Annotated in this window: 18 protein-coding genes and 1 tRNA gene; 9 read left to right on the forward strand and 10 right to left on the reverse strand. The window is 59.8% G+C overall.

Features of this window, described 5'->3' with window-relative positions:
- Positions 1 to 637 precede the first annotated feature (637 nt).
- From AC0QKW_RS07255 to AC0QKW_RS07280, 6 genes are all read right to left on the reverse strand, one after another.
- Positions 638 to 832, reverse strand: a complete 195-nt coding sequence (locus tag AC0QKW_RS07255) for an NblA/ycf18 family protein (protein ID WP_473150395.1) — start codon at positions 830 to 832, stop codon at positions 638 to 640.
- Positions 833 to 1440: 608 nt separating this feature from the next.
- On the reverse strand, positions 1441 to 2181 hold the full coding sequence (locus AC0QKW_RS07260; protein ID WP_473150396.1) for a PP2C family protein-serine/threonine phosphatase: 741 nt from the start codon (positions 2179 to 2181) through the stop codon (positions 1441 to 1443).
- A gap of 21 nt (positions 2182 to 2202) precedes the next feature.
- Complete coding sequence (locus AC0QKW_RS07265; protein WP_473150438.1) at positions 2203 to 3930, reverse strand: ABC1 kinase family protein; 1728 nt, start codon at positions 3928 to 3930, stop codon at positions 2203 to 2205.
- A 264-nt stretch (positions 3931 to 4194) separates the two neighbouring features.
- The gene (locus AC0QKW_RS07270) at positions 4195 to 4512 is read right to left on the reverse strand and encodes a DUF6825 family protein (RefSeq protein ID WP_473150397.1); all 318 of its coding nucleotides are present in this window, start codon (positions 4510 to 4512) and stop codon (positions 4195 to 4197) included.
- Positions 4513 to 4679: 167 nt separating this feature from the next.
- A complete protein-coding gene (locus AC0QKW_RS07275; protein WP_473150398.1) occupies positions 4680 to 6116 on the reverse strand; it encodes a serine/threonine-protein kinase in 1437 nt (478 codons plus the stop codon).
- Positions 6117 to 6226: 110 nt separating this feature from the next.
- Positions 6227 to 9031, reverse strand: a complete 2805-nt coding sequence (locus tag AC0QKW_RS07280) for a CBS domain-containing protein (RefSeq protein ID WP_473150399.1) — start codon at positions 9029 to 9031, stop codon at positions 6227 to 6229.
- Positions 9032 to 9163: 132 nt separating this feature from the next.
- Here AC0QKW_RS07280 and psbZ point away from each other — a divergent pair, with 132 nt between their 5' ends.
- The 6 genes from psbZ (at position 9164) to AC0QKW_RS07310 (ending at position 15419) form a co-directional block, all read left to right on the forward strand.
- The gene (gene psbZ, locus AC0QKW_RS07285; protein WP_035994570.1) at positions 9164 to 9352 is read left to right on the forward strand and encodes a photosystem II reaction center protein PsbZ; all 189 of its coding nucleotides are present in this window, start codon (positions 9164 to 9166) and stop codon (positions 9350 to 9352) included.
- A gap of 24 nt (positions 9353 to 9376) precedes the next feature.
- A complete protein-coding gene (ribH, locus tag AC0QKW_RS07290; RefSeq protein WP_473150400.1) occupies positions 9377 to 9952 on the forward strand; it encodes a 6,7-dimethyl-8-ribityllumazine synthase in 576 nt (191 codons plus the stop codon).
- A gap of 101 nt (positions 9953 to 10053) precedes the next feature.
- Positions 10054 to 10125 (forward strand) — tRNA-Gly (locus AC0QKW_RS07295).
- A 381-nt stretch (positions 10126 to 10506) separates the two neighbouring features.
- The gene (locus AC0QKW_RS07300) at positions 10507 to 11310 is read left to right on the forward strand and encodes a WecB/TagA/CpsF family glycosyltransferase (RefSeq protein ID WP_473150401.1); all 804 of its coding nucleotides are present in this window, start codon (positions 10507 to 10509) and stop codon (positions 11308 to 11310) included.
- Between the two features lie 63 nt (positions 11311 to 11373).
- Complete coding sequence (locus AC0QKW_RS07305) at positions 11374 to 12852, forward strand: sugar transferase (protein ID WP_473150402.1); 1479 nt, start codon at positions 11374 to 11376, stop codon at positions 12850 to 12852.
- Positions 12849 to 15419: an O-antigen ligase family protein gene (locus AC0QKW_RS07310; protein ID WP_473150403.1), complete on the forward strand. Its 2571-nt coding sequence runs from the start codon at positions 12849 to 12851 to the stop codon at positions 15417 to 15419. The genes AC0QKW_RS07305 and AC0QKW_RS07310 overlap by 4 nt, the downstream gene beginning before the upstream one ends.
- A gap of 270 nt (positions 15420 to 15689) precedes the next feature.
- On the opposite strand, the gene AC0QKW_RS07315 is transcribed toward AC0QKW_RS07310, so the two are convergent.
- The 3 genes from AC0QKW_RS07315 to AC0QKW_RS07325 all read right to left on the reverse strand — a co-directional run bounded on the left by AC0QKW_RS07315 (position 15690) and on the right by AC0QKW_RS07325 (position 19095).
- Positions 15690 to 16256 carry a response regulator gene (locus AC0QKW_RS07315; protein WP_473150404.1) on the reverse strand — a complete coding sequence of 189 codons (567 nt, stop codon included), beginning with the start codon at positions 16254 to 16256 and terminating at the stop codon, positions 15690 to 15692.
- Between the two features lie 247 nt (positions 16257 to 16503).
- The gene (locus AC0QKW_RS07320) at positions 16504 to 18411 is read right to left on the reverse strand and encodes an ArsA family ATPase (protein ID WP_473150405.1); all 1908 of its coding nucleotides are present in this window, start codon (positions 18409 to 18411) and stop codon (positions 16504 to 16506) included.
- 87 nt (positions 18412 to 18498) lie between these two features.
- Positions 18499 to 19095 (reverse strand): DUF3105 domain-containing protein, encoded by a 597-nt coding sequence (locus AC0QKW_RS07325; protein ID WP_473150406.1) that lies wholly within the window; start codon positions 19093 to 19095, stop codon positions 18499 to 18501.
- A 316-nt stretch (positions 19096 to 19411) separates the two neighbouring features.
- On the opposite strand from AC0QKW_RS07325, the gene AC0QKW_RS07330 reads away from it, so the two are divergent.
- The 3 genes from AC0QKW_RS07330 to uraD all read left to right on the forward strand — a co-directional run bounded on the left by AC0QKW_RS07330 (position 19412) and on the right by uraD (position 24065).
- The gene (locus AC0QKW_RS07330) at positions 19412 to 22195 is read left to right on the forward strand and encodes a TIR domain-containing protein (protein ID WP_473150407.1); all 2784 of its coding nucleotides are present in this window, start codon (positions 19412 to 19414) and stop codon (positions 22193 to 22195) included.
- Between the two features lie 60 nt (positions 22196 to 22255).
- Positions 22256 to 23413: a 5-(carboxyamino)imidazole ribonucleotide synthase gene (locus tag AC0QKW_RS07335; protein ID WP_473150408.1), complete on the forward strand. Its 1158-nt coding sequence runs from the start codon at positions 22256 to 22258 to the stop codon at positions 23411 to 23413.
- 148 nt (positions 23414 to 23561) lie between these two features.
- Complete coding sequence (uraD, locus tag AC0QKW_RS07340) at positions 23562 to 24065, forward strand: 2-oxo-4-hydroxy-4-carboxy-5-ureidoimidazoline decarboxylase (protein ID WP_473150409.1); 504 nt, start codon at positions 23562 to 23564, stop codon at positions 24063 to 24065.
- 147 nt (positions 24066 to 24212) lie between these two features.
- On the opposite strand, the gene AC0QKW_RS07345 is transcribed toward uraD, so the two are convergent.
- Entirely contained in the window at positions 24213 to 25922 is a 1710-nt protein-coding gene (locus AC0QKW_RS07345) for an ABC-ATPase domain-containing protein (RefSeq protein ID WP_473150410.1), read from the reverse strand.
- Between the last annotated feature and the right edge of the window lie 15 nt (positions 25923 to 25937).

A 25937-nucleotide genomic window follows, 5' to 3' on the forward strand; every position in this document is an offset into this window, starting at 1 on the left:
AGACTCAAAGACATGGCTGAGGTGCTTAGAATTCAACACTTTGAGCGTAACCCTCAGCCTTTCTTTCTGCACTTCACTCGTTGTCGAACTCAGGTTTTAAGCAGGAACACCTGGCCAAGATTTTGAGAGATCAGACAATCTCGTCGGCAGCGCCGCAGCCTAGACGAGTAAAGCAGTTTGAGCACTTGTTGGAGCTATCGCTACGAATCATCGCGATGCTTAAACTTTTGGCTCTAGACCTAGTCGCCGCATGTCTAATACCGCAGTTTATTTGAATACCCCCGCTTTGCAGGGGCGTAGCATGCTGCGCCCCGACGAGGTCTCTGATTATGAATGGGGTTTCCCAAATTGAATTTCGGGCAAGATGGACCTGCCTAGGGCCACAGGGGTTAACTACCCTATACTACTGGCGCTGGTTTCATCGCCTCTGGTGCAGCGTTAGAGGCGGCGAAATTTAGCTAACCAAAAAAGCTCTTACTATCCCAAAGTGGGGAAATTTGTCTTGCAGCCAACCCAGGGCTGGATTGTCGACTGAAGTAAGCATCGAAGCTGACGCCCCAACATCCCCAGCCTGATTCTAAAGAATCTTGCAAGAGAGGGAGGTCGCCGTCTTCATGCCGGACGGTATGACTCGGGTTTAGACTTGAGGATTAGGCCCAATGCCCCACTCGTGCTTGAGAAAATGCTTGTACATCGTCTCGCGCATCATCATCTGCTCGTACATTTTGACCAGGAACTGCTGGGCCTGCTCCCGACTCATTTTGTCAACCTGAGTCTCAAAAGACCGCAGATTAAACTGCTGCTCCAGGGAAAGTTGCATGGGTTCGTTCATGGATTTACTCCTGAGAGAGAGAACAACATTCCGTTAGTTGGTGACCCAAATGGTTAACCTAGGCCACTGCTGCTATTACCTGTGGTCATTCTCCAGCAATGGATTGTGACACTGGGGCATTGGGCTGCGCCTACGGACGTTAGTTGTAACCACAGTTAGGACAAAGTCAGTTCACCATGGTTTACAAATTATAACAATCATTTGACAAAGATCCACTTGTTGGAACTACAAGCGAATATAACAAGTCATCCCCAGATCGTCATCTATCGATCGGTGATTTACAATTTTTAGCAACGGTTGCTAAGTAATAATGCTCAAGGCAAACTTCTTAACGTATTCTTTGCCTTGGTTCAGGCTTGGGGTCAAAGACCGTAGGCCACAGTCAAGATCCCTGAACCGTTTTGCATACCCTTAGAGCCCTGGCCATAGGTTATGACAATGTCTCAGGTTGCATCTGATATCAAATCCGAGTCCTATACCCCCGATTCCCGGCCGACAAACCTGTAGGGGCTAATGGTATTGGCGTTCGTCGCCTCAGTCTTGGCTAAAGACAGTACTGACGGTCTTTAGCGGTCAGTACCGAAGGAGTATAGGCCCATGGCAGCGGTTTATTCGGCGGGAGAGAGGTTGAGAACGACCACCGTTATATTGTCGCGTCCTCCCCGCTGTTTGGCGGAGTTTACCAGGGCTGCTGCCGCTGCCTCGCAGGCGCGGATCGACTTGAGGTGCGAGGCAATCAGGTGATCAGACAGTTCTTCGGTTAGGCCGTCGCTGCACAGCAACAAGCGATCGCCCCCCTGAACTTCGATGGGCTGAATATCTACCTCTGCCAGATCGCTGCGCCCCAGGCACTGAGATAGCACATGACGCCAGGGGTGGCTGCGCGATTGAGCCTCGCTGACCTCGCCCGCACGAATAGCTTTAGCAATCCAGGTGTGGTCTTGGGTAAGTTGCTCTAGGTGGTGACCCCGCAGCCGATAGAGGCGAGAGTCGCCCACGTGGGCGCACCAGGGTTGCCCATCACGATCGCGAAAAGTGACCACCACAATGGTAGTGCCCATGTCACCTCGCACCGGATGCTGGCGCTGATCGTCGAGAATCGCATTGTTGGCTTGTTTGAGAGCCTGCTCTAGCAGCAGGGGCATGGATGTCTCAGAGTGCCAATACTCGTTGAGGTAAGCTTTAGTGGTGGCGGTAGCAATGCGGCTAGCCTCCTGCCCTCCGGCGTGCCCCCCCATACCATCGGCCACAATAAAGAACCGCCCACTGGGGTCAATGTAGTAGTCATCTTGGTTGCTGGAGCGCAGCAGTCCGGGGTCAGATAGCCCTGAAAATAAGCGATCGATCATAGAGAACTTGGGGCTAAACCATTAGGGCATGCGGTCGGCCCGGTTGACCTTGAGCACCGATCGCAAAAATGCAATGCCAGTGCCCACCGCTAGAACTCCGGGGAGCGCCGCCAGCCAGACAAACTCTGACAGCAATAGCACTGTCGCTGACAGGGTAAACGCCCCTACCAAGATCGCATAGTTATTGGCCATCGTCACGCCGCTGATGCGCCGCAGGGCACGGTCGGTCTCAATCGATCGCACCCGCACCCGAATATCGCCCCGCTCTAGCTTGTCGAGGGTGTCTTCTATGCGCCGGGGAAGACCCAGGGCAGAGGTGCTCACCTGGGCTGCTTGGCGGCTGAGCTCGCCCAGCAGACTGTTTGCTCCATCGGTCGGGTTGCCATTAGTCATAAGCTGTGCAGCAAACGGCTTAGCCGCTTCCATAAAGTTAAACTCGGGGTCGAGCCCTTTGCCCACCCCCTCAAGGGTAGAAAAGGCCCGCATGACAAAGGTAAATGTGGCCGGAAAGCGAAAGGGCTGATCGTAGGCGACGGCGTACAGGTCGTCGCTGATAGCATTGATGGACTGCTCCTCAAAGGGCTTGTCCATAAAGTTATCCAAAATATACTGGATGGAGCGGCGCACCGGGCTCATGTCTTCTACCTCGGTCAGCGCCCCCAGCTCCACCAGCGAATCCATCACTTGTTCAGCGTTGCGCTGGGCTACCCCCATAAAGGTACTCATCAATCGCTGGCGGGTGAGGGGTTGTACCTGGCCCATCATGCCAAAATCGTAGAAAATCAGCGCCCCGTCTAGGCTGACGGCGATGTTGCCGGGGTGAGGGTCGGCGTGAAAAAAGCCCTGGTTGAGCAGCTGGTGCAGGTAGGCCTGGGCTCCCAGCTTGGCTAGGCGCTTGCGATCGAGACCAGCAGCCTCAAGGGCGTCGTAGTGGCTGATCTTGATCCCTGGCATGTACTCCAAGGTGACCACTCGAGAAGAGGTCAGCCGCCAAAACACCCGGGGCACATTGACCCAGTCTTCGCCCCGAAAGTTGCGGCGAAAGGTGTCGGCATTGCGGCCTTCGTTGAGGTAGTCGATCTCTTCCCAGAGAATGCGGCAACACTCTTCGTAGATGCCAATCCAGTCGCGGCCCTTGCCCCAGCTGGGATGCCTTTGAAAGTAGTGGGCAATACCTTTGAGAATCTCAAGGTCGATGGTGAACAGCGATCGCAGCCCCGGCCGCTGCACCTTGACTACCACATCCTCACCGCTGTGCAGCTGGGCTCGATGCACTTGGCCCAGGCTAGCCGCTGCCAGAGGGATGGGATCAAAGCTGCGGTAGAGGGTGTGGATGGGCTTACCCAGATCGCCCTCGATAATGTCTCGGCTCTGTTCGTAGCTGAAGGCCGGCACCCGATCCTGGAGCTTTGACAGCTCTTCTACAAACTCAATAGGGAAAATGTCAGCCCGGGTCGAAAAAAGCTGACCCACCTTGATAAACGTTGGCCCCAGATCGAGCAGGGTCTCACGGATCCACACCGCCAGCTTGCGCCGCCGCAGCGCTTGGGCCTCGGGGGTGATGCTACCCCCAGGGTAGCTCCAGGCTTTGCCATAGAGCCAGCGGGTACCTAGCAGCCGCAGCACAAAGCTCCAGATATCGACAAAGCGACGACGACGAGAGTAGCGCCCCCGGTTCCAGCGGTAGGCTTCCTGACCGAAGGGAAGGGGCTTTTCTGCGGCGGTGGACAGGGTTGTTGTACTGGCCAGAGGGAGAGGGTCAACTGGCAATCGAGCATGGTCGAAGCTCTCAGGCTGAGGGTGCGCCGCAGGCCTAGCTGTGTCCAGAGCATAGCCCAGGTCTCCCTCCCCGAGGGTGGGAAGAGACGTTGTCTGGGGCAAAGATGAGGAATCAGAAACAGCGGACACTCAGGCTCCTAACAGATGAGAAATAAAAATATAGCCAAGGGGTAGACAACAGCTAGCTCCTTGGCGGCAAGGGCTGCCTTCCCAGGGCTATCTGTCCTTTGCTTGCTAGACCTGAGAGGTAGACCGATACTGCTGAAGCGCTACTCTCACTTGGGCAATTTCGGCCCTCAGGGTATCAATGGTGGCTTGCAGGTCGGTACCGGTAGCAGGCTCTCCCGAGGTGCCAACGGCCCCGGCCTCAGCCTCAGCCTGCTGAGCCCGAGCTAATACCTCGGCAGTGAACTGCCGTAAGTGTTCCCGCTGCTCAGCGTCAAACTTGCCCACTAGGCTCAAGCCGTCAGTCAAGAGCTGTTCGGCGCGCTCGTTAACAGCATCGGCCAGGGCACGCCCGACAAAGAACGCATGCAGCACGGGGCTACTCATGGTTAACCTCAAGAAAACTTGTTCGTAACATAACGCATGTAACTGTAGAGAATTATAACGTCCTTATTCTCCCTCTACCGGACATATCTCTCCAGCGATCGCCGTCTTTTACAGCGATCGCTCACTTGGTAGGGAGAACTCAAGTGGCGGAAACCAGAGTGTAGACATCAGCCCGAGCTAGGGGCCGGGGCCGGGGCCGGGGCCGGGGTATCAAGGGGAGGTGGGGTTACCTCAATGGGGCGAGGTGCCTCTAGGGGCGGCGGCGCAGCCGGAGCCGGAACGACCGGTTCTGGCGCTGGAGCTGGGATGGTGGGCTCTGCGGGGGCAGGCTCGGACTCGGGTGACGTCGGCTCGGGCAGATCTTCAAAGGGGGTGAGGGGGGCCGGAGTGTCGATCTCGGGCTGAGTCACTGCCGGAGGGGGGGCCGCCGGCTCGGTGGGATCGGGGGTGTAGTCTCTTTCGGGAGCCAAATTGGTCGGTGGGGTGGTGCCGTAGTTGGGGCGGTTGCGCAGGGTCGGCGCTTCTTCCCAGGGTTGCCAGAGGGTATCGCCACTCCAGTCAGACTGGGGTGGAAATGACTGGTTGGGGTTGAGCCGCTCTTGGCCAGCGACGGAGCTAGCGGGCTGAAGGCGAATATGAAGACCCGCCCCGAGACCGACGACGGTGGCTACTAGGCCGGTTAGCCCGAGGGCTAAGGCCGAAGTCGATCGCGGCTTGGCGATTGCCCTCGGGGGTGCCAGTGATACTTCGGGTCGTACTTTGGATTCACTGCTCGCGACGGTGGCCATACCAGCGCCCGCTACAACCTGGGTGGGCTGGGGCTGGGGCTGGGGCTGGGGGATCGGCGGCGGGTCGAGGGGCAGATCTGCGATCGCAGGCAGGCGCGATTTCCACTCCGTTAGGGAAACGGTGGCCAGCTCTTGAGCGGGAATCTGCACGACCTCCAACGCTCGGTCTAGGCTGCCGGGCAGGGTTGGAGGCTGACGACGTACCTCCACCGCCAGCGGAGCCTGAGTGGCCTCGGCCCGCTGCCCGGTGAGTAAAAAGTAGAGCAGTTGGCCCAAACCTTTGACCACAGCCGACTCTTGCTCAGGCGCTGTGCCAGCGACGGGCACAGCTAGGTCAAACCCGGTGAAGTAGATGTCAGATTCGCGATCGGCGCACCACACCTGGTCAGGGGTTAGTTGCAGCCCGGCCCAGCCCAAGGGGCGCAAAGCTTCTAGCTGATCGATGAGGGGGTAGATGATGGCGAGGCTACGTCGGGGGGGCAAGGGGGCGATCGGGGTAATCCAGCGATCGAGGGGCACACCCTCGGGGGCGATCAGGGTTTGGTAGCAAATGCCCTCCTCCTCAAAACCGCCCAGCCGAGCTGGAAAGGCGGGATTCTCTAATTGTTTGACGTGATCTAAGTACTCATAAAATCGCTGGCGATCGCTCTCTTCGGGCAGTTGCCCCAGACGGCGGCTGCCCAAAATTCGCAGCTGCACCCACTGGCCTGTGGGCACGTGCATGGCCAGGTAAACCGGGCCAATGGTATCTTCGCCCGCCCAGGCATCGACGACGTAGGTGCCATGCTGAAGAGTAGTGCCAACGGCTAAGGTCATGGCTAGAAAGAGACAGTAACCCTGCCACTTTAACCCGTCTTTTCGTTCCTGAGATTTGCATTGTGCCAATAAAACCCGTCTCAGTTCAGACGGGAAGTTTTGTCTGTTCTTTAGGTTTGACGCAGCCCTAGGGTAGGGGGGTAGTGCAGCGCTAAGAATGCCTCGGCCTCGGCCTCTGTGGTGACAGTGCCATCAATTTGGGCCGCCAAAACAGCGTCTAGCATGGGCCGAAAAGCCCGGCCAGGCTTATACCCTAGAGCCTTGAGCTGATTGCCGTCGATCAGCGGTGCAGTGGTCGACCACTGTCGCAGGTGTCGCCAAATCGGTGGCCCCAGGGTTTGGGGGTGGCGCGCACTGGCTAGCAGTAGGGTAAACGTATCGGCTTGGCTAAACGCTGCATAGAGAACACTGGGGGCAGGCTGGGTAGCTCCTAGGGCCTGCCACTGGCACTCTAGCTGGTCTAGGTGGGCCAGGCGCTCAACGGTGCGATCGGGAAGTTGTAGGGCGGCGGCCAGGGGCGATCGCGCCTCCTCTGGCACTGCTGCCAGCAGCCCCTCAAGGCGCAGTAGCCAGGGCTCGCCAGTGGCCCAGGGAAAGTGGTTGACCCAGCGGCTGAGGCGGCGCAGCTGCTGCCATAGGGCGGGGGTCATTGTCAGGTCGCTGTGCAGACAGCGCAGAGCCTGGAGCTGGTCAAGCAGGGCCAGGGCAGGTTGCCAGTAGGGCGCGGCGAGAATGTACTTCAGCTCCTGCTTAAGCCGAGCTTGCAGGGCGGGCACCTGCCTCACCTGGCGCTGCATCTGGGCGTAGATACCGCTGGCCATGGCGTGGTGAATATAGCCCTCGGTTTGGCCGTCAAGGCTAAAGCCCAGCCGCACCGCAAACCTCACCGCCCGGTAGATCCGGGTAGGGTCTTCGATAAAGCTGTTGGCGTGCAGCACCCGAATCACCCCTTGGCGCAGATCGATCAGCCCACCAAAGTAGTCGAGCAGCTGCCCCGCCCCAGGCTGAGTCAGACGCAGCGCCAGGGCATTAATTGTAAAATCGCGGCGGTAGAGATCTTGCTGAATGGAGCTGGCTTCGACCTCAGGGTTAGCGGCAGGATAGGGGTAGAACTCGGTGCGGGCCGTGGCAATATCGATCATCAGGCCTGCCAAAGGGTGATCTAGATCTCTGCGCCACACGAGAGACGCGGTCTGAAACCGCCCGTGCACCTGGAGGTCAACCTCTGGAAAGCATTCTTTAATCACCGTAGCTAGCTCTACTCCAGCTCTGGCTTGGGCAGCGTTGAAAAAACCATCTACGACTAAGTCGAGATCGGGCAGGGTGGCGGCTGGGTCGTGGCAGATCAGTAAATCGCGCACGGCTCCCCCCACGAGGTAGAGATGCCACCCCCGAGACTGGGCCGCAGCGACAATCTGCCGCAGCACAGCCTGAAGATCAGGGGAAAGGCAGGAGTCTAGAGTATGTTGCAGGTCCTCGGCAGGAGGTAGCGCTATTGCTGCCGATGGGATCGGGTACCGAGTGGTTTCCTGATGTCGGTGGCGCAGTAGATCGGTGCGAGTGACCATGCCCACCAGAGATCCCTCGGCGAGCACTGGCAGGCGGCCAATGTCGTAGGTCACCATCAGATGTTCGAGGGTGGACAGGGGGGTGTCGGGAGTGATGGTTTTGAGCTGGGTGGCCATGTAGCCCTTGACCGGAGCATGGCTGAAGCCGTGGTGCAGTGCTAGATCAATATCGCGGCGCGAGATAATGCCGACTAGGCGATCGCCCTCATCGACCACGGCCAGACCCGAGTGGCCGTAGCGCAGCAAAATGCGCTGGGCTTCAGTAATGGTGGTGTCGGGGCGCAGGGTGCGTACCGGCGACGACATTAGATCGCGGGCAATGGGCTGGGGGGGCAGCTGCGATCGCGCCTTAGCCATCAGCTCCGATACCACTGACTCAGGATCTGTGGTTGTGAGGTTAGCCGCCGCCGCCGTGGGGTGCCCGCCGCCCCCCAGCGCTGTTAGCAGATCGCCCCAGTCGAGGCGATCGCCTGTGGAACCTCGCGCCCGTCCAATCAAGGTCAGCTTGTAGGCGGTCGATGTCTCTGGCTCAGTTCCAGATAGCTCTGTACCAGACGACACTGTAGGCACCACTGGCTCCTGGCTTGGGTAGTAGGCCCCCAACAGCAGCCCATCCACATCAGCCAGTGAGATCAATCGCTCTGCTAACCCTGACAGACCCGGCACATAGCCACTGACTGGCATCAGCACCGAGGCCAGTCTATGCCCCCCGACCACGTCGACTTGTACCCTGTCCATAGCTGCGGCCAAGAGATCTTGCAAAACCGGGCTCAGACCCGGCTCGACAAAGTCAGCCACCACTGGCAGCCTGGCTCCGTGGCCCATCAGCCAGGCCAGGGCAGCGGCATCTCGCGCCGTCGCTCCTTCATAGAGCAACGACCCCGTATCCACATGAATGCCCAGGGCCATGACCGTGGCTTCGGCGATGGTGGGTTCAATATCTGCCCGCTGAAGCGCCTCGACCACCAAAGTAGTGGCGGCTCCCACCGACTCGATAACCTGCTGAGAGGGGCTTAGATCGTTGCTAGGCAGGGTGATGGCAGGGTGATGGTCATAGACAGCGATCGGGATCTGGTTGCGCTCGGCTTGGGCAATCCACTCGGCGGCGGGGCCAAAGCGATCGCGCTGCTGAGCGTCTACCAGCACGATCTGGCGAATGTGGCTGGGGTTGACCGCCCGCCGCTCGATCAGCGGATACTCATCTCGATAGAGGGCCAAAAACCGCTGTACCGTTGGATGGCACCCCCCGGTCAGCACAATACGTCGTCCTGGTTGCAGCCGCGCCAGCCCCACGGCAGCCCCTAGGGTGTCGAAATCGGCAGTCGTGTGACAAAGTACCAGATCCATACTTTTCTGGGGTGCCTCTTTCTGATAGCGTACTGGTTAGGGTAGTGTGGCCAATGGCTTGGCCCTTGAGCTGCTTCCCAGGCCGTTCACCACCATCTCCGCTGCTGTGTTTGAGAGAGTAAAGATAAACCCATGGTAATTCTGTTTCAACTCGCTCTGTTTGCCCTGGTGCTGATGTCCTTTGTTTTGGTAGTGTACGTGCCTGTGGCCTACGCCTCTCCCCAAGACTGGGATCAGTCTAAGAAACTGATTTTGTTTGGCTCCATTATCTGGGGCGTGCTGGTTGTGGTGGTGGGCGGCCTTAACTATTTTGTGGTGTAGGCACTAGACTAAACATTTACGTCTATGGCTGTTTTTGAAGGCACGTTAGTTTCCACAGGATCACCCCGGTTTGCCATTGTGCTGGGTCGATTCAATGATTTAGTTACCGGCAAATTGCTAGAGGGCTGTCAAGACTGCCTGAAGCGCCACGGTATCGATGTCAGACCCGAGGGTACCCAGGTTGATTATGCCTGGGTGCCTGGCAGTTTTGAGATTCCGCTGGTGGCGCGGCAGCTTGCCTTGAGTGGCCGCTACAACGCGATTATCTGCCTGGGAGCGGTGATTCGTGGGGCTACTCCTCACTTCGACTACGTGGCGTCTGAGGTGGCTAAGGGCGTTGCGGCGGCGGGCTTTCAGACGGGGGTGCCCATTATTTTTGGGGTGCTGACTACTGATACCCTCCAGCAGGCTTTAGAGCGAGCGGGCATCAAGGCCAACCACGGCTGGGACTATGCCATGAGCGCTTTAGAGATGGCCAGCCTGATGGGAGAAATTCATGCAGCCATGGGGTCTGGTGGGGCCAACGGCTCGGCCCGGTTGGGTCCTGGAGTTGCCGTCTCGGCTCAGCCGATCATCGCTCCAGAGGCCAGCTCACTCTAGCCTCTAAGCAATCTCAAAAAAGTGTTGACATTGCTACACTTTTTTGAGATTCTAGATAAAGTCAAAACCGGCGACGAATTCTTCTGAGTCTGGTTTTAAGTGCGGGTATAGCTCAGTGGTAGAGCGTCACCTTGCCAAGGTGAATGTCGCGCGTTCGAATCGCGTTACCCGCTTATTGAGATAGCTTTTGAAGCCGAGCAACTAGCTTGTGCGAGCAGTTGTTACTGTTTGAGCGTTAGGCCATCGGGCACTGTTCAGGCCCTGAGAGGCTTAGCAAAAGGGGCCACCGGTATGGCTTGAACTTCCCTTTGCTCAAGTGGCGTCGGTTAGGGCGGTCACCATGCCCCGAAAGGTATAGCAATCGCCCCCGATGGCAGGAGGTTTTGTCTAGAAGCTCTTGGGAGGTTGCGAGCCGTTTTAGGTTTGCTGACGAACTGAGCGGCTGCGTCCTAAGCTTGCTGGCAGCACTATAAACGGCGAGGGAAATAGTGCGCTGCCGCTGAAATTCTGACTGTAGACCACCGCTAGAATGGGGCCATCGGAGGGGCATGACCATGACGGAGCCTAACCTAGAGGCCAGGCGCATTCTCAAAACTCGGGTGGATGCTACCAACTACGGGGATGCCTGCGATCGCATCCAAACCTGGGCCAACTCTGGCATCTCCTGCTACGTGGTCGCCGCCAACGTGCATGTGGTGATGACCGCCTACTGGGATGCGCAGTACCAAGGCATTCTAGAAAACGCTGCCTTGGTGACCTCGGACGGGATGCCTCTAGTAATGGGGTTGCGCCTGCTGGGGGTAGCGGGCCAAGAACGAGTCTATGGGCCTGACTTGATGTTGGCCTGGTGCGATCGCGCCGCGCAACTCGGTATGCCCATCTATCTCTACGGCGGCACTGCCCCCATGCTTGAGAAGATGCAAGCCTACTTAAAACACCGCTTCCCTGGGCTGCCCCTGGCCGGAACTCATTCCCCTCCTTTTCGCCCTCTTTCCCCACAGGAAGCTACAGCCGATGTCGATCGCATTAATCAATCTGGGGCAAAGGTCGTCTTCGTCGGCCTCGGCTGTCCTAAGCAAGAGCAGTGGATGCATCGCCACCAGGGGCAAATTCAGGCCGTGATGATCGGGGTTGGGGCCGCTTTTGGCTTTTTTAGCGGCGAGGTTTCCCAGGCTCCCCGGTGGGTGATGCGGCTAGGGCTAGAGTGGCTCTACCGGTTTTGCCAAGAGCCGCGTCGCCTGTGGCGGCGCTATCTGGTGAACAACCCTCTGTTTGTATGGCTATTTGGGGTGCAGGTAGTCAAATATCAGCTTTTAGAACGCCTCAGACAGAGGCCTGTAAACAAATTTCCGCCCTGATAATTTCTCAGCATAATTGCGGAATACTAAGGGCAACGTGATTCCCCTGCGTCTGCCCCCGCTATGGCCCCTGTTATCTCCTGTCGCCGCTCTCTCTCGCCTGTCCTAGGTCAGCGCTCTGGCCCCCGCCCCCGCCAGGATATTCGTGCTCCTCGGGGACTGCGGCACCAGCTGCGCGCGGCCCTTACGGGCTCTGGGCTGAAGGGGCTAGTGCTCTTGGCTACCGATATTGTGGCCCTGGGGCTATCGTGGCACCTGGCGCGATCGCTCAACCAGTTCTTTTCGCCCATTCCCTCCCAGTTGGTCTGGTGGAAGTGGCTGGGGTTGCCCAGCCCGTTTTGGGTGCTGGTGGCCTGCACCGTGGGGCTATTTGCCTACGGTGGCCTCTACGAGACTAACGCCCACAAGCACCTGCGGGCGGGCAAGCTGCTGAGCCTGGTGTATCTGGGGTCGCTGGTGGGGATGTATTTTTATGACCCGAAGCTCGATCTGCCGCGATCGCTGTTTTTCTCAGCCTGGTTTAGCGGGGTGGGGCTGGTGGTAGGGCTGCGGCTCATGGCTACACTGCTGCTGCGCCCCCTCACCCAAGCCAAGATACCGGCCTCAGTTTTTCTCATCGCCCCAGCTCCCCGGCTGAAGCGCCTAGCCGACGTACTCTCCCAGAGGGCTAAAGTGCCGGTGATTGGGGCTGCCCTGGCCACCACGGCCAATTCGCCCACCACCTATCAGGCGATTTTGGCCTCGGGGGCCACCCTGGTGCTGGCCGAGAGCATTCCCTCCGCTGACCTGGCTTCAGAGCTGTACTGGAAACTACAGCGATCGGGCATTGCCATGCAGCTGCTGCCCACCAGTCGCGACATGCTCTACCGACGGGGCACCCCCGAAACCGTGGCGGGTCTGCCCACCCTACGCCTTGATGCGCCGCTGATGGGCGGTTGGGACTACCGCCTCAAACGCTGGATGGACTATGTTGGGGCGGGGCTGGGGTTAGTGGTGTTGGCCCCGATGCTGCTGGGTATTGCTGTGGCCATTCGCCTCGACTCAGCCGGGCCGATCTTCTTTCGCCAGGAACGGGTGGGTCTGCACGGCAAGGTCTTTCAGGTATGGAAGTTTCGCACCATGGTAATGGATGCGCCGCTGCTTCAGGCCGACCTAGAGCAGCAGAATGAGTCGGCAGACGGGGTACTGTTTAAGGTCAAACATGACCCTCGCATTACCCGGGTGGGTCGCCTACTGCGCCGCACCAGTCTAGATGAGCTGCCGCAGTTGTTTAATATCCTCTGTGGGCAGATGAGTCTGGTGGGGCCGCGCCCCCTGCCGGTGCGCGACGTAGCCAAGTTTGACGGCTGGCACAACATTCGCCATCAGGTGCTGCCGGGGGTAACGGGTCTGTGGCAAATTTCGGGCCGTTCTGACATTGACACCTTTGACGATGTGGCCCGCCTCGACCTGCACTACATTGACAACTGGTCGCTCAACTTAGACCTCGAAATTCTTACCGCTACCCTGGGCATTGTGCTCTGGGGCAAAGGAGCCTATTGACCGCCGACTTGCCCCAGAGCCCGGCAGTGGGGCAGGCTACCGATGGGCAGGGTTGGCTGGCTAGGCCGGGCCTATGGCTGGCGGGGGGGCTGGTGCTGCTGGTGTTTAGCTGGTTGCCCCTGAGCTACTACCGCATGGTGGGCTGGGCCTGGATTTTGCTCTGGCAGCTGGGCGGTGTCGCCCTGTGGGTAGGGCTGTGGCGGCAGTTGCGAGCGGGGCGAGCCATCTACGCTCTGGGCCACGGTCTCGATTGGGTAATGCTGGGGCTCGGTATCGCCCTGGGTGGATCGGCACTGGTCTCTCCCTTCCCTCGGGTGGCGCTGTGGAATGTGGGCCTGGTAGTGACCTACGGGGCAGCGCTGTACTTCTATCGCTACGAGCTGGATGGGACAGGCCACTGCCCTAACCAGAGCAGTGGCCTGCCCCGCCAGCGACTTTGGGGAGGCCTGGTGGGCATCGCGGCGGGGACAGCGGTGGTGAGCCTGGCCCTGTGGCGACCCGATGCCGCTATGTGGGTATCAGACAATTTTTTGACGGCTCTGCGAAATCACCAGCCTCTGGGGCACCACAACTTTGTGGGCGGCTATTTTGCTCTGACCCTGCCTCTGGCGGTAGCGGCGGCGGTAGCTACCCAAGGCTGGCGGCGGTGGTTGTCTATTACTGCCGCTGCGTTGATGCTGGTGGCGCTGTATATCAGTGGTTCGCGGGGAGCGGTCTTGGGTCTGGCCGTTTGGCTGGGGGTAACTTGGCTGACTCGGCTGGGGCGCATTCAGCCCGCTCAGCGCTGGCGCTGGGGGCTAGCCGGGGTGGGTGGGGCGATCGCCCTAGGGATAGCCCTCATCAGCAACCCTCGCATTCGGGCTTGGTTTAGCGCGGGTGGGTTTACCCCCGATGGCCCCACCCTCGATCGCTGGTTTATGGCGCGTCTGGCGGTCAATATTCTGCGCGATCGCCCCCTTTTTGGCGTTGGGCCTGGGGTGATGGGCCGGGTGTCAAATCTCTACCGCCCCATCGAAACCGGGGCTGGCCTTGACCACATTCAGCAATTGCACAATACACCCCTTCAGATCGTCGGGGAGCTGGGTTTGGTCGGCTTTGCGGTGGTGCTGGCAGGGGTGGTGGTGCTGGTGAGGTTGTGGGCGCAGCTGTGGCAGCAGCCCCTAGCCCCCGTAGATCGCGCCCTGCTCGGTGGCATTGGCGGTAGTCTGCTGGCCTACGGGGTCTCGAGCCTGACTGACTATCAGCTAGAGAATATCCCCATTGCCGGTGTGCTGGTGGGGCTAGTGGTGCTACTGCTGGCCCTGGCCGATACCTACCTGCCCATGGCCCTAGCCCTGGGGGGAGATGCCCGACGGCGATCGCGGCTGGCTGTCGGCCTGGGTCTGGGGCTCTTGATCACCCTGTGGCTGCCCTTTACCCTCACCGTGGCCTTTGGCGCGTTGGCTGACGAAGCGTTTTATACCCAGCAGCTCAACCTGGCCGACACGCGCTGGTACAAGGCCCAACGTCTCAGCCCCTGGGATCCGACCGCTCCGGCGGTGGCCAGCGAGGCGCTGTGGGGGCTAGACCAGATGCTCGGTGAGTCTGAGGCCCAAACCAACCTGCGATCGCTGTTGTTAGACTACGCCCGCCAGGCTCAGCAGGCTGCCCCCAACGACGCCTGGTTTAACCACAACCTGGCAGTGCTGTACCAGGCCACCGACCCAGCTACTGCCTTGCCCTACGCGGCCCGAGCCGTGCAGCTAATGCCTCGCAATCGCCACTACGGATATTGGCTGCTGGGCGATCTGCTGCTGAGAACAGGGGATACCCAGCGGGCGATCGCCGCCTTTACCCTCGAAACCTTGGTCAACCCGGCGGCTCTCACCTACCCCCAGTGGCAAGAGGCCCCCTACCAAGCGATCTACCCCGCCGTTACCCAGGCCACCCTAGACGAATACGACCGTCTACTGGCTGAGGTAGCCCCTACCGGCCTGGGGGCCAGTGTTTACGAAACCCGTGCCCTGCTGGCTTGGTGGACGGCCCAGCCTGAGATCGAGGCTGATCCCAACCTGCTGCGCCCAGTGGTGGCAGGGTTGCTCTTGGCCGACTCTGATCCTGCTGCGGCCCTAGAGGCAGTCATGCACCACCTGCGCCTGGGACAACAGAGCCCCGAGCTAAACCTGCTCGCCGCCTGGCTCGCCCCCCAGACCGACAATCTGCCCCGTCAGCCCCAGCCACCGCCCACTGACCAGCCCCCTGATTTAGATGCTCTGCTGATCGAAGAGAGTCTGTCGATTCGCCCCCTGCGATCGTGGCTAACCTCAACAGTGACCACCCCCGACGAAGGCTATCGAGGGATGCTAACCTTTGCCTACCGTAACTACCAGGCTAAGCAAATTACCAAAATACTGCTGCCGCAAAATCTTCAACGCTATACCCTAGTGGGTGAGCTCAACCTGTTTCTCCCCTGGCCGAGAGAATGGCCTACCCTCGATCGCCGCATTGAGACCCTGCGCACCCAGATGCTGGGCTTACCTCACCCCACGCACAACCAGTTTCGCCTAGCTCAGTTCAGCCTGAACTAGCGGTTTGTCATCACTAAATTTTAGGGTCATAGATACCTCGAAGACCCTTCCGCAAACTCAGGGTGACCGTCAGCAACCTCTTCGGGCTGAGCTTGTGGAAGCTCGAATGCTTAGCCTTGACGCTGAACTCGCTAGGCCTTGTGCCAAGTCCGAGTCACATAACCCCGATTCCAAACAGAGAACTTCTGTAGGGGCAAACGGTGTTTGCCCAGCCCAACCGAGGGTAGCCAAGGCGGATTCAGTATTAATCTAGAGGAAGCCTAGATCGGGCTACTTGAGCTTTTGCTTAATAAAGGCCAAAACCTTGCCCAACTGACCTTTTAGCTGCGCTACTTCGCCCTGGAGCTGTGCTACCTGGGCCTGGAGGGCTTTGAATTCGGCGGCGCTAATGTTGTCCCCAGTCGCGCTGGCGTCGCCCGTGGCCGCAGGGGCACCTGCCGTGACCGTGGTGCGGCGCGGCTTGCGAGCCTTGACCATAGCCCCTTTGATAGCTTCGATCAGCTCTTTTTGCTCGAAGGGTTTTTGAATAAACTCAAAGTACTCAAAGGGTTCGGTCATTTTCTCCGTGACCTCTTCCTTCCGTCCTGACATCAGCACTAGGGGAATATGCTGAAGCTCTGGATTGGCCTGAATTTCTTGAAATACTTCCCAGCCGCTCATGCGGGGCAGCAAAAAGTCGAGCATGATCAGGTTGGGGCGCTGGCTGAGAATGGCATCGAGGCCTTCTACACCGTCTTGGGCCTCGATGACCTCAAAATTGCCCTGGGGCAGCATGTCGCGCACGCGCATGCGAATAACCCGGCTATCATCGATGACCAAAATCTTGTGATTTGTCACGGTTGACTCCTCTTGCGGTGTCGAAAGGCTGGCAGACGTGAGATTTAGTATAGTTCAGGTTTTTGATCAGGGTCTCGAAAACCTGGGGTCAGAGCAAAAATGTTGCAAGATCCTGCCCTACTGGGCAAAACCTCGTGACCCAACTCAAAGCATAGTTACAGCATTCCCCAAAAGCCCGCTGATCTGACTACTCCACTGGCAGAGGGTCGTCAGACAATTGGGATAGAGCCTGGCGGTGGGCCATGGTTTACCCAAGGGGACTCGCGACCCTGGCATCAAGTACAAGCTGTGCCGCTTGTTTGACCTGATCGAAGGGGTTGGGGCTGGGAGCCAGGGCAGGCAGGCGCACGATGCATTGATGAGAAAACAGCTCGGCAGGTAGGTCTTGCCCTACCTGGTAGCGGTTGTGCACGATGTAGCGCTGGGCAATGCCTTTGTCTACTAGGGTGTGGTTGAGGCGGCTGGCCTCGGCTAAAATTGCCGACTGGTTTTGTACGACCCCAATGAACTCGGTGTATTGAGGGTCTTTGAGTTTTTCCTGGGCGGCGAGCACCCGCTGGCGCAGGGTGCGCAGTCGGCCCATAAATTCGACCCGACCAACCACGTCTTTGTACTTGATCCAGAGTTTAAAGATCCACCCTAGCCAGTCGCCTAGGGCGGTGGGCATGTCGAGAAAGCGCAGCAGGTGGCCGGTGGGGGCGGTGTCGAGCACGATCAGCTGTTGCTCATTGCGCTCTAGCAGATCCATCACCGTGATTAGCGAGAGCATTTCGTCGATGCCGGGCAGGGCCTGGGCGACGATCTGTCGCCAGGCCGCGGGGCCGTAGGCCATCTGAATGCCCTCGGCGATGTTGCCGTCTCCCGCCATCATGTCGGCTAGTTCCCACAGATAGTCCATGCGGAACTGGTCGAGCACCGCATCGGCGCTCACCTCCTGGGCCTGGAGGTTGGGCCGGAGCCGAATGGGCTCGTGGCTGAGGGGCTGGCCAAAGGCATCGCCTAGGGAATGGGCCGGGTCGATGGACATGACCCGCAGCTGGGCCTCGGGATGGCGATCGGCTAGGCCCCAGCTAATCGCCGCCGACACGGTGGTTTTGCCGACGCCCCCCTTGCCGCCAACAATAATCAACCGTCGCCCAGCATCCACAAAGTCTTGCAGGCCGGGGGGGATGGGCTCTGGCCACTGGCGGGTGGCGGCTGGCTCGGGCTCAGTATGGTCAGGGTTTTGCTCTAGGAGGAACGGCTTTACCTGGAGCATCAGCCCATCTAGAGCTTTGCCGCCTAAGGGTTCTGTGGTTTGGGCGGGCACCCAGAGCACCGGTTGCCCCTGGGCAATGGTCTCGAATTTTTCTAGTACCTGACGGTGGCTGGGGAGAAAGTGCCCTGCGCTGGACTGCACCCGGTTGACTACCAGCCCGCCCACGGGTATGCCCAGCTTGTCGAGGGCACCAATAAAGCGATCGCTCTCCGCCCAGCTCATGGGTTCGGGTATGCCCACCACCCAGCAGGTGGCCCGGCTTTGGTCTTGAATCAGCGATCGCCCCTGCTCTAAATCGTGATGCATGTCGGCGATGAACTGGTCGGCCTCATCGGGGGTGTAGCGACCTGCCAGGGTCTCAGTCAGGGTGCGGTGCTTTTGCTGAAACTGCCCCAAAGACTCCAGCAGGGTGTCCATAAAATCCATCAGGGCGAAGAGGCTGAGGGTGTGGCCGCTGGGGGCCATGTCAACGACGACGCGATCGGCCTCGCGATCGCGCAAAATCCGCTGAATTTCCAACAGTGCCATCAGCTCGTCGAGGCCGGGCCAGCCCATATCCCACACCGGGCTGAGGTCGTCACCTTCGACAAAGCTGCCCCGCTCTACCAGCAGCTCTAGCACCGGGCCATAGTCGGCGCGAAATTGTTCCAGCAGCGCCGTCGCGTCGAGGGCGCGCACCTGCAAATTCCCCAGATCAGGCAGTGCAGTAGGAGTGTTGTCTACCGGTAGCAGCAGCACGTCGCCCAAGGAATGGGCCGGGTCGGTGGAGAGCAGCAAAATGGTCTCGTCGGGGTGCTGCTGGGCGATCTGTCGGGCAAAGCCGCAGGAGAGGGTAGTCTTGCCGACGCCGCCCTTGCCGCTAAACATGATCAGTTGTTGGGGCGATGATGCCAGCATAGGTAAACCCTGGACGGTGCTCCTTTTCAGGGTGCCCGTTGTGGGGGGAGAACGCCAGCCCGACCACGAAACTTAATTGCCCATTCCCTACCGCACTGGATTCTCTGGCCCTCGTCCGCGATAGGCATCGATGAAGGTCGCCGCTGCTTCTGACTCAAACTCGGGCAGGCGCAGTTTGTGGTTCCAGGCCGTGAGTACCACTTCAGCACCTAGGCCGGGGCGGGGCACCACTACTAGACCGTCCCAGTAGCCAGGAAACTCCTGCGCCCAGGCGGTGAGGGTGTCTACAGCCACCTGGCCGGGCTGGTCAACGTAGATTACGATGTTGCCATGCTCGATGGAATGGACTAGCTCTTCTAGCCGCTGCTCTTGGCTGTAGACCCCTGGCAGCACGGGGTTGGGGTCGTGGGGGCCGGAGGTGGGGAAGTCGCTGTCGTAGTTGACGGGCTGGCCGGGGGTGACGTGGGCCTGCCCCCGGTCGGGAAAGGTTTGCACACTGGCCATGGCCGCTTCGCCAATGGTGGTATTGGGCTCAAAGGCGATTGACTGGGGGCGGTTGCGATACCACAGCCCGCCGATGACCGCTACCGTGGCGATCGCAATCCCCACTGGCCCCAGCAAAAATGACAGGGGGTTAGGGGAGTCACCCCGGCGGCGGCGTTTGGTTCGGGTAGTCTGGGTCATTATCTCAATAAAGCTAGAAAAGTAGAGCTAAAAACAATGCCACGCAGGCTTAACCATTATTCTCAGTCAGTGTAGCAATGCAGTCTCAGATCAGTGGGTGTCAGTGGGTGCAGCGCGACTACTGACAATTCTCCTAAGCAGCCTGGGTGTGAAGATAGCACCAGTGAAGGCCGCTCAGCGCCATCTGAAAGGGCTGTGTTGCTCAAGGATTGTGTCGCTCAAAGGGCGGTTCTCATTTTGAGATACTTTGTAAATGCGGCGGTGGCTTTGGCATTCCGGTAACTATCGTTCCTAGCCCTATTCTCTAAAGCGCCTCATGTCTGAAGTCTTTATTTCCTACTCTCGCAAAGACAAGGCCTTTGTGCAAAAGCTCTATAGGGCTCTCGCCGAAGACGATCGCCAGGTCTGGATCGATTGGCAAGACATTCCCCTCACCGCTGACTGGCGGCAGGAGATTTACGACGGCATTGATGCGGCCCACACCTTTATGATGGTGCTCAGCCCCCATTCAGCCAGCTCTACGGTGTGTGGTGAAGAGTTGGAGCGGGCGATCGCCAGCCATAAGAGGCTAGTTCCCCTGGTCTGTCGCGATGTGGCTTCTAGCCAGGTACACCCGGCTCTGGCCAAGCTGAACTGGATTTTTTGGCGCGACAGTGACAACGCAGATCAGGCCTTTCAGGCACTCAGGGCTGCCCTCGATACCGATCTGGATCATGTCAAAGCCCACACCCGCCTGCTTACCCGCGCTCTAGAGTGGGATCACAAAGGCCGAGACCACAGCCTGTTGCTCCACGGCAGCACCCTTAAAAATGCCGAAGACTGGCTGGTGGCGGGCAGCGAAAAAGAGCCGTTGCCGACCCAGCTCCAGCGACTCTACGTCAGCCAAAGCCGCCAGGCCGAAACCACCCGCCAGCGGCGGCTAACCCTGGGCATGGCCGTAGGTACGGTGGTGGCTATGGGGCTGGCGATCGCTGCTGGGTTCGGCTGGCGTGAGGCCAGCCGCCAACGGGTAGTGGCCGAGCAAGAGATGGTCAGGGCCGAGAGCACCGCGGCGCGATCGTTGGCAGCCTCGGGCTACGGCTTTGACGCCATTATGACCAGCCTCAAGGCTGGACTTCAACTCCGGGGAGCCCGGTGGCAGGCTGAGCCCCAGCTCCAGCAGCAGGTGGTCGCCGCTCTGCAAGACACGGTGCACGGCGCTCGCGAACAAAACCAGTTTGCCCGGCAAGACGAGGCCGTCTACGGCGTCAGCTTTAGCCCTGATGGGCAGATCATTGCGGCGGCGGGGGGCGACAGCGGCATCAAACTGTGGAGCCGCGATGGGGCCTTGCAGCAGACCCTCAGCGATCACGGTGATGTGGTGCACCGCGTCGTGTTTAGCCCCGACGGCAGCACTTTGGCCTCTGCCAGCGCCGATGGCACCGTCAAACTGTGGCACCCAGATGGCACCCTGCGGCAGACCTTGACTGGGCATAGCAGCACCGTCACCAGCGTGGCCTTTAGCCCCGACGGCGGCACTTTGGCCTCTGCCAGCGCCGACGGCACCGTCAAACTGTGGAATCTAGAGGGAGAACTGCTCAGTACCCTAGGGGCGGGGGCGGGTCTTCAGGCCTCTGGCTATCATGACCACTACCGGGTCTTCAACCCCCACCTGCCAAATTTGATGGGCGGCGTGCGCGATGTCACATTTAGCCCCGACGGCGAAACCCTGGCCGCTGCCAGCGGCAACAGCATTCAGCTCTGGAGCCGCACTGGCACCCTGCTCACCACTATTGAGGGCTACAGCCGCCCGGTTTTGAGCGTCAGCTTTAGCCCCGACGGCCAGCGGCTAGGGGCCACCAGCGAAGACGGCACCATTCGCCTATGGGGTCTAGACGGCACGCCCCTGGGCAGCGTTGCCGAAGGCAGCGTGGTGCACCAAATCGCCTTTAGCCCCGACGGCAAAACCATGGCCTCGGCGGGGGGTGACACCCTGGTTAAGCTGTGGACTGCTGACGGTAGCCCGCTGCAAATGTTTAGCGGCCATCAGGACGGGGTGTTTGCCTTGGCCTTTAGCCCCGATGGCGAGGCCATCGCCTCTGCCGGTGCCGACGGCACCGTGCGGGTGTGGCAGCCCAATGGCATTTCCCAAAGGCGCTTCCACGAACACACTGACGATGTCTACGAGGCGGTGTTTAGCCCCGATGGCCAGACTATGGCCTCTGTGGGGGCCGACAATGTGGTGCGAATTTGGTCCCAGGATGGCCAGCCTCTCAATACCCTAGGGGGGCATACCGACCTGGTTCACAGTGTCGCCTTTAGCCCCGATGGCGAAACTCTGGTCTCTGCCAGTTGGGATGGCACCGCCAGGCTTTGGCGTACTCGCGACGGCATTCTTAAGCGCACCTTGACCGGTCATACTGGACGGGTATATGGTGCGGTCTTTAGCCCAGACGGCGACATGATCGTCACCAGCGGGGATGACGGTACGATCAGAATCTGGACGGCGATGGGCGAGCTGCTCGATACTCTGATGGGCCATACCGATGTGGTGCATAACGTTAGCTTTAGCCCCGATGGCCAGTCTATGGTGTCGGCCAGCCACGACAAAACCCTACGCCTATGGAGTCGAGATGGTCGGCTACTGCGTACCTTTGAGGGCCACACCAACTTTGTGCACGCCGTCGCCTTTAGCCCCGATGGTGAAACCATTGCCTCTGCTGGCCACGATCGCACCGTCCGTCTGTGGACTATCGATGGCACTCCGCTCCGCACCCTGTGGGGCCACACCAACCGGGTGCAGGGGGTAGCCTTTAGCCCCGACGGGCAGACCCTAGCTTCCTCCAGCGAAGACCATACTATTCGCCTCTGGCATGTGGCTGACGGCACTGAGCTGGGCATTTTGCGGGGCCACAACGGCACCATTCATGGCCTCAACTTTAGCCCCGACGGGCTAGTACTCTCATCGGCCAGCGAAGACAACACGGTGATGCTCTGGGCCCTAGGAACCCTGAACGATCTCGATGGTTTGCTCACGCTGGGTTGTACCTGGCTGCGGGGTTTTTTGCAGCATAGCCCGGCGGTGGAGGAGGACGATCGCACCCTTTGCCACAGCATCTGAGATGGAGAGGTCAGCCTCGCTGTCATGGAATAATGGGACGTTGCATTTTAGGCAAGGGCCATGGCACAGACCAGCAGGGTAAAGACAGTTGGGGTGATTGGCGGCGGGCAGCTCGCCTGGATGATGGGGCCAGCGGCCCAGACCCTAGGTCTAGACCTGGTGGTACAGACTCCCAGTAGCTCTGACCCCGCGATCGCGATCGCCCATAGCGCCCTGCTGGCCCCGGTCGCCGACGCTGCCGCCACCGCTACCCTAGCTGCCCAGTGCGACGTCATCACCTTTGAGAACGAGTTTATCGACTGCGAAGGGCTGCAACCCCTGGCCGACCAGGGCACCCGCTTTTGCCCTAGCCTGGGGGTGCTGGCGCTGGTGCTCGACAAGCGATCGCAGCGAGAATTTTTTGAGCGAGTGGGTCTGCCTAACCCCCGCTACAGCTTCCTAGACGGCGACGAAAGCGACGCTGAGCTAATGGCTAGGGCCGAGACCTTGGGCTATCCCCTGGTGATGAAGACCCGGCGGCTGGGCTACGACGGCTACGGCACCTCGGTCGTCAAGCAGTCATGGGAACTAATTGCCGCATGGCAGGCCTTCAACCGGACGCCAGTGCTGCTAGAAGAATTTGTGCCCTTCAAGCAAGAGCTGGCGGTGATGGTCGCCCGCTCAGCAACCGGGGCAGTGGCGGTCTACCCCACGGTAGAAACCCAGCAGGTCGACCAGATCTGTCGGCGCGTTTTTGCCCCGGCCAATGTGTCGCCCCAGGTCGCTGCCCGCATGGAGAGAATCGCCCGCACCCTGGTAGACCAGCTCGATCTGGTGGGCATCGTCGGCATCGAGTGCTTTTTGACCGAGGATGATCAGGTGCTGATCAACGAGATCGCCCCCCGCACCCACAACTCCGGCCACTACAGCCTCGACGCCTGCGAAACCTCTCAGTTTGAGCAGCAGCTGCGGGCTGTGGGCGATCGCCCTCTCGGCCCCACCGCGCTCACGACCCCCCAGGCGGTGATGGTCAACCTGCTCGGCCTAGACGCATCAGAGGCGACCCACCACCGCCAGCTCGAAGCGCTGAAGCAATTGCCCCAGGCCACCGTCTACTGGTATACCAAAGGCATTCGCCCCGGTCGCAAGCTGGGCCACGTCACCCAGTGTTTGGCTGCTGAGGCTGACCCTGTGGCGGCGGCAGCGGCGATCGAAGCGATCTGGTACGGCGCATCGTAGTCCCAGGTTGAGGTCGAGATCATGGTCTCCTACACCCTGAGGTCTAGAGAAGATTCTCCCCGTTGCTGAACTCTGAGGCAGGCAAGTGGGTCTGCCCCTATGTACACCCCATCATCCATCCTCTCCCATCCCCCTATTCCACCGCCCCATGCCCTACACCCTAGCCCAGCTCAACACCATGTCCGAGGCCGACTTCATTGCCGCCATTGGCCCCGCTTTCGAAGACACCCCGACTATTGCCGCCCAGGCCTGGCCCCAGCGACCCTTTGCCTCGGTGGCCGATCTGCATAGCAAAATGGTGGCGATCGCCCAGGGCATGTCTTCCGCAGAGCAGCTGACCCTGATCAAGGCCCACCCCGATCTCGGCGCTCGGGTGTCAATGGCCGAGGCCTCGATCGCCGAGCAGAGCCAGGCCGGGCTCAACACCCTCAGCGCCGCAGAATATGAGCAGTTTCAGAGCCTCAATCAGCGCTACAAAGAGACCTTTGGCTTTCCGTTTATTTTGGCGGTGGCGGGGCACACCAAAACCTCGATTCTCGAAAACTTTGCCCAGCGCCTAGACAATTCTCCGCAGCTAGAGCAAGCCACCGCCCTGGAAGAGATCAAAAAAATTGCTCGCCTGCGGTTGGAAAGCTGGATCGAAGAGGTCTAGTCAGGAGACTTCCAGGCAAGACGATACCCGCTGCAAGCCAGTGACTTGAGCCGCTGTAGGGTAGGCACTGCCCACCCATGGGCAACTATTTTTCAGAAGTCGCCCAATGAGTCTGAGAAGCAATCGAGGAAGACGGGCAGGTGTGGGCTAGGGTTGAGTGGTCTTTAGCGTTCTGAGGCGGTTGATGGCCGCCGCCAGCTCTAGCCCCCGAAAGCTGACCAGGTCGCCCATGGGCCATTCGGTGAGGCCGTCGAGCCCGTACTGATCGACATCGGCCATGACCGCTGCAATGACCTCTGGCAGTGGGGTGGTCGCCGTCATGCGGTAGCGCTGGGCGTAGACGATCGCCTCTGCGATCGCCCGCACCTGACCCTGTTCGACCAATTGCTCTACTGCCGAGAGGTCGATGGCCTCGGTGCCAATCTGGAGCTGATCGACATCCCGCGCCCGCAGTTTGACGCTGTGCTTGCCTGTGCTGGGGTCGATGCTGGTGGGCTGAATGATGCGAGCAGTGAGGCTGCCGAATCTGGGGCCACCTTCAAGGTCGCGATCGGTCTTGTACTCGGCTGCGATCGCCTGCGCCTGCCTAGTCACATCCTGGGGGACAAAATCATCCATGGCGATCACCCTATCGGCCACGTCGAAGTAGTCGCCGCTGCCCCCCATCACCAGCACCGTCGAGATGCCGTAGTCGGTGTAGAGCTGCCGCACCTTGTCGATGAACGGGGTGATCGGCTCCCGGTCTTTGGCGATCAGAGCCTGCATTCTGCGATCGCGAATCATAAAATTCGTCGCTGAGGTGTCTTCGTCTACCAGCAGCGCCGTCGCCCCCGCCTCGATTGCCTCAATAATGTTGGCCGCCTGGGAGGTGCTGCCGCTGGCGTTTGGCGTAGAAAAATGACGGGTCGATTTGCCCTGGGGCAAACTGCCGATAAAGGGCGAAATGTCGACCCCTGCAATGCTGCGGCCATCCTCTGCTCGCACCTTGACTGCGGTGGGGTCGGTCACCACCTGCTCCCTGCCGTCACCGGGGATGTGGTTATATACCCCCATCTCGATCGCCCGCAGCAGGGTCGATTTGCCGTGGTAGCCGCCCCCCACAATCAGCGTAATGCCCTGGGGAATGCCCATGCCCGTCACCGCTCCGGCGTGGGGGCACGTCAGCGTCACCCGCAGCGATTTAGGGGATTTGAAAGGAATTGCCTGATCCGTCAGGGGCCGCTCATCGACGCCGCTGCGCCGGAGCAAAATCGAGCCATCGGCGACGAAGGCCACCAGGTTGTGGGTGGGGAGCTGCGATCGCAACACCTCTGCATCCTCTGCCGCATCTACCTGGTGCTGAATAGCCTCCCCATCTAGGGATTTATAGAATAGAGTTTGCTCTAATAAATCTGGCACCGCTCGACACAACAGCTCCGCCGCCTGTCGTCCTGCGATCCGCCGCCCAAAGGCCGGCAAGCCCACGGTGAACCGCAGCTCCACCGAGTCTGCCGTCACCTGTGCCGCACTGCGGTTGAGCATCGCCTGGCTGGGCCGCACAATGCCAATCAGCCCGCTCTTGCCCGAGCCCGAGGGGCGCTGCAATGTCTGGCTCGCCCGATGAAACTCGCGGGTTAGGTAATCGGCCAGGGCTACAGCCCGACAGGGCAATGACCACAGACTCTCTGGAAACCCCGCCATAGTCTGGGGCACCACCACCCGCGCTCGACTCGGAGCCGCAAATGGGTCGCCCTGCACATGGTCAATGTGCAGCACAAAATGCCCAAAGTCGTACTCTCCCCTGAGCGACTTATAGGCCCCGTAGCTCTGGCCATCTAGGCGATAGAGCTGGTCATAGAGTTTGCTATGGGGGGTCATGGTTCAAACGGGTCT

This window comes from Pseudanabaena sp. PCC 9330 (genome assembly GCF_055795045.1).

What these genes read in the sequence shown, in the direction of transcription:
- AC0QKW_RS07255 (WP_473150395.1), bottom strand. Translation starts at nt 832, where the DNA reads ATGAACGAACCCATGCAACTTTCCCTGGAGCAGCAGTTTAATCTGCGG.
- AC0QKW_RS07260 (WP_473150396.1), bottom strand. Translation starts at nt 2,181, where the DNA reads ATGATCGATCGCTTATTTTCAGGGCTATCTGACCCCGGACTGCTGCGC.
- AC0QKW_RS07270 (WP_473150397.1), bottom strand. Translation starts at nt 4,512, where the DNA reads ATGAGTAGCCCCGTGCTGCATGCGTTCTTTGTCGGGCGTGCCCTGGCC.
- AC0QKW_RS07275 (WP_473150398.1), bottom strand. Translation starts at nt 6,116, where the DNA reads ATGACCTTAGCCGTTGGCACTACTCTTCAGCATGGCACCTACGTCGTC.
- AC0QKW_RS07280 (WP_473150399.1), bottom strand. Translation starts at nt 9,031, where the DNA reads ATGGATCTGGTACTTTGTCACACGACTGCCGATTTCGACACCCTAGGG.
- psbZ (WP_035994570.1), top strand. Translation starts at nt 9,164, where the DNA reads ATGGTAATTCTGTTTCAACTCGCTCTGTTTGCCCTGGTGCTGATGTCC.
- ribH (WP_473150400.1), top strand. Translation starts at nt 9,377, where the DNA reads ATGGCTGTTTTTGAAGGCACGTTAGTTTCCACAGGATCACCCCGGTTT.
- AC0QKW_RS07300 (WP_473150401.1), top strand. Translation starts at nt 10,507, where the DNA reads ATGACGGAGCCTAACCTAGAGGCCAGGCGCATTCTCAAAACTCGGGTG.
- AC0QKW_RS07305 (WP_473150402.1), top strand. Translation starts at nt 11,374, where the DNA reads ATGGCCCCTGTTATCTCCTGTCGCCGCTCTCTCTCGCCTGTCCTAGGT.
- AC0QKW_RS07320 (WP_473150405.1), bottom strand. Translation starts at nt 18,411, where the DNA reads ATGCTGGCATCATCGCCCCAACAACTGATCATGTTTAGCGGCAAGGGC.
- AC0QKW_RS07325 (WP_473150406.1), bottom strand. Translation starts at nt 19,095, where the DNA reads ATGACCCAGACTACCCGAACCAAACGCCGCCGCCGGGGTGACTCCCCT.
- AC0QKW_RS07330 (WP_473150407.1), top strand. Translation starts at nt 19,412, where the DNA reads ATGTCTGAAGTCTTTATTTCCTACTCTCGCAAAGACAAGGCCTTTGTG.
- AC0QKW_RS07335 (WP_473150408.1), top strand. Translation starts at nt 22,256, where the DNA reads ATGGCACAGACCAGCAGGGTAAAGACAGTTGGGGTGATTGGCGGCGGG.
- uraD (WP_473150409.1), top strand. Translation starts at nt 23,562, where the DNA reads ATGCCCTACACCCTAGCCCAGCTCAACACCATGTCCGAGGCCGACTTC.
- AC0QKW_RS07345 (WP_473150410.1), bottom strand. Translation starts at nt 25,922, where the DNA reads ATGACCCCCCATAGCAAACTCTATGACCAGCTCTATCGCCTAGATGGC.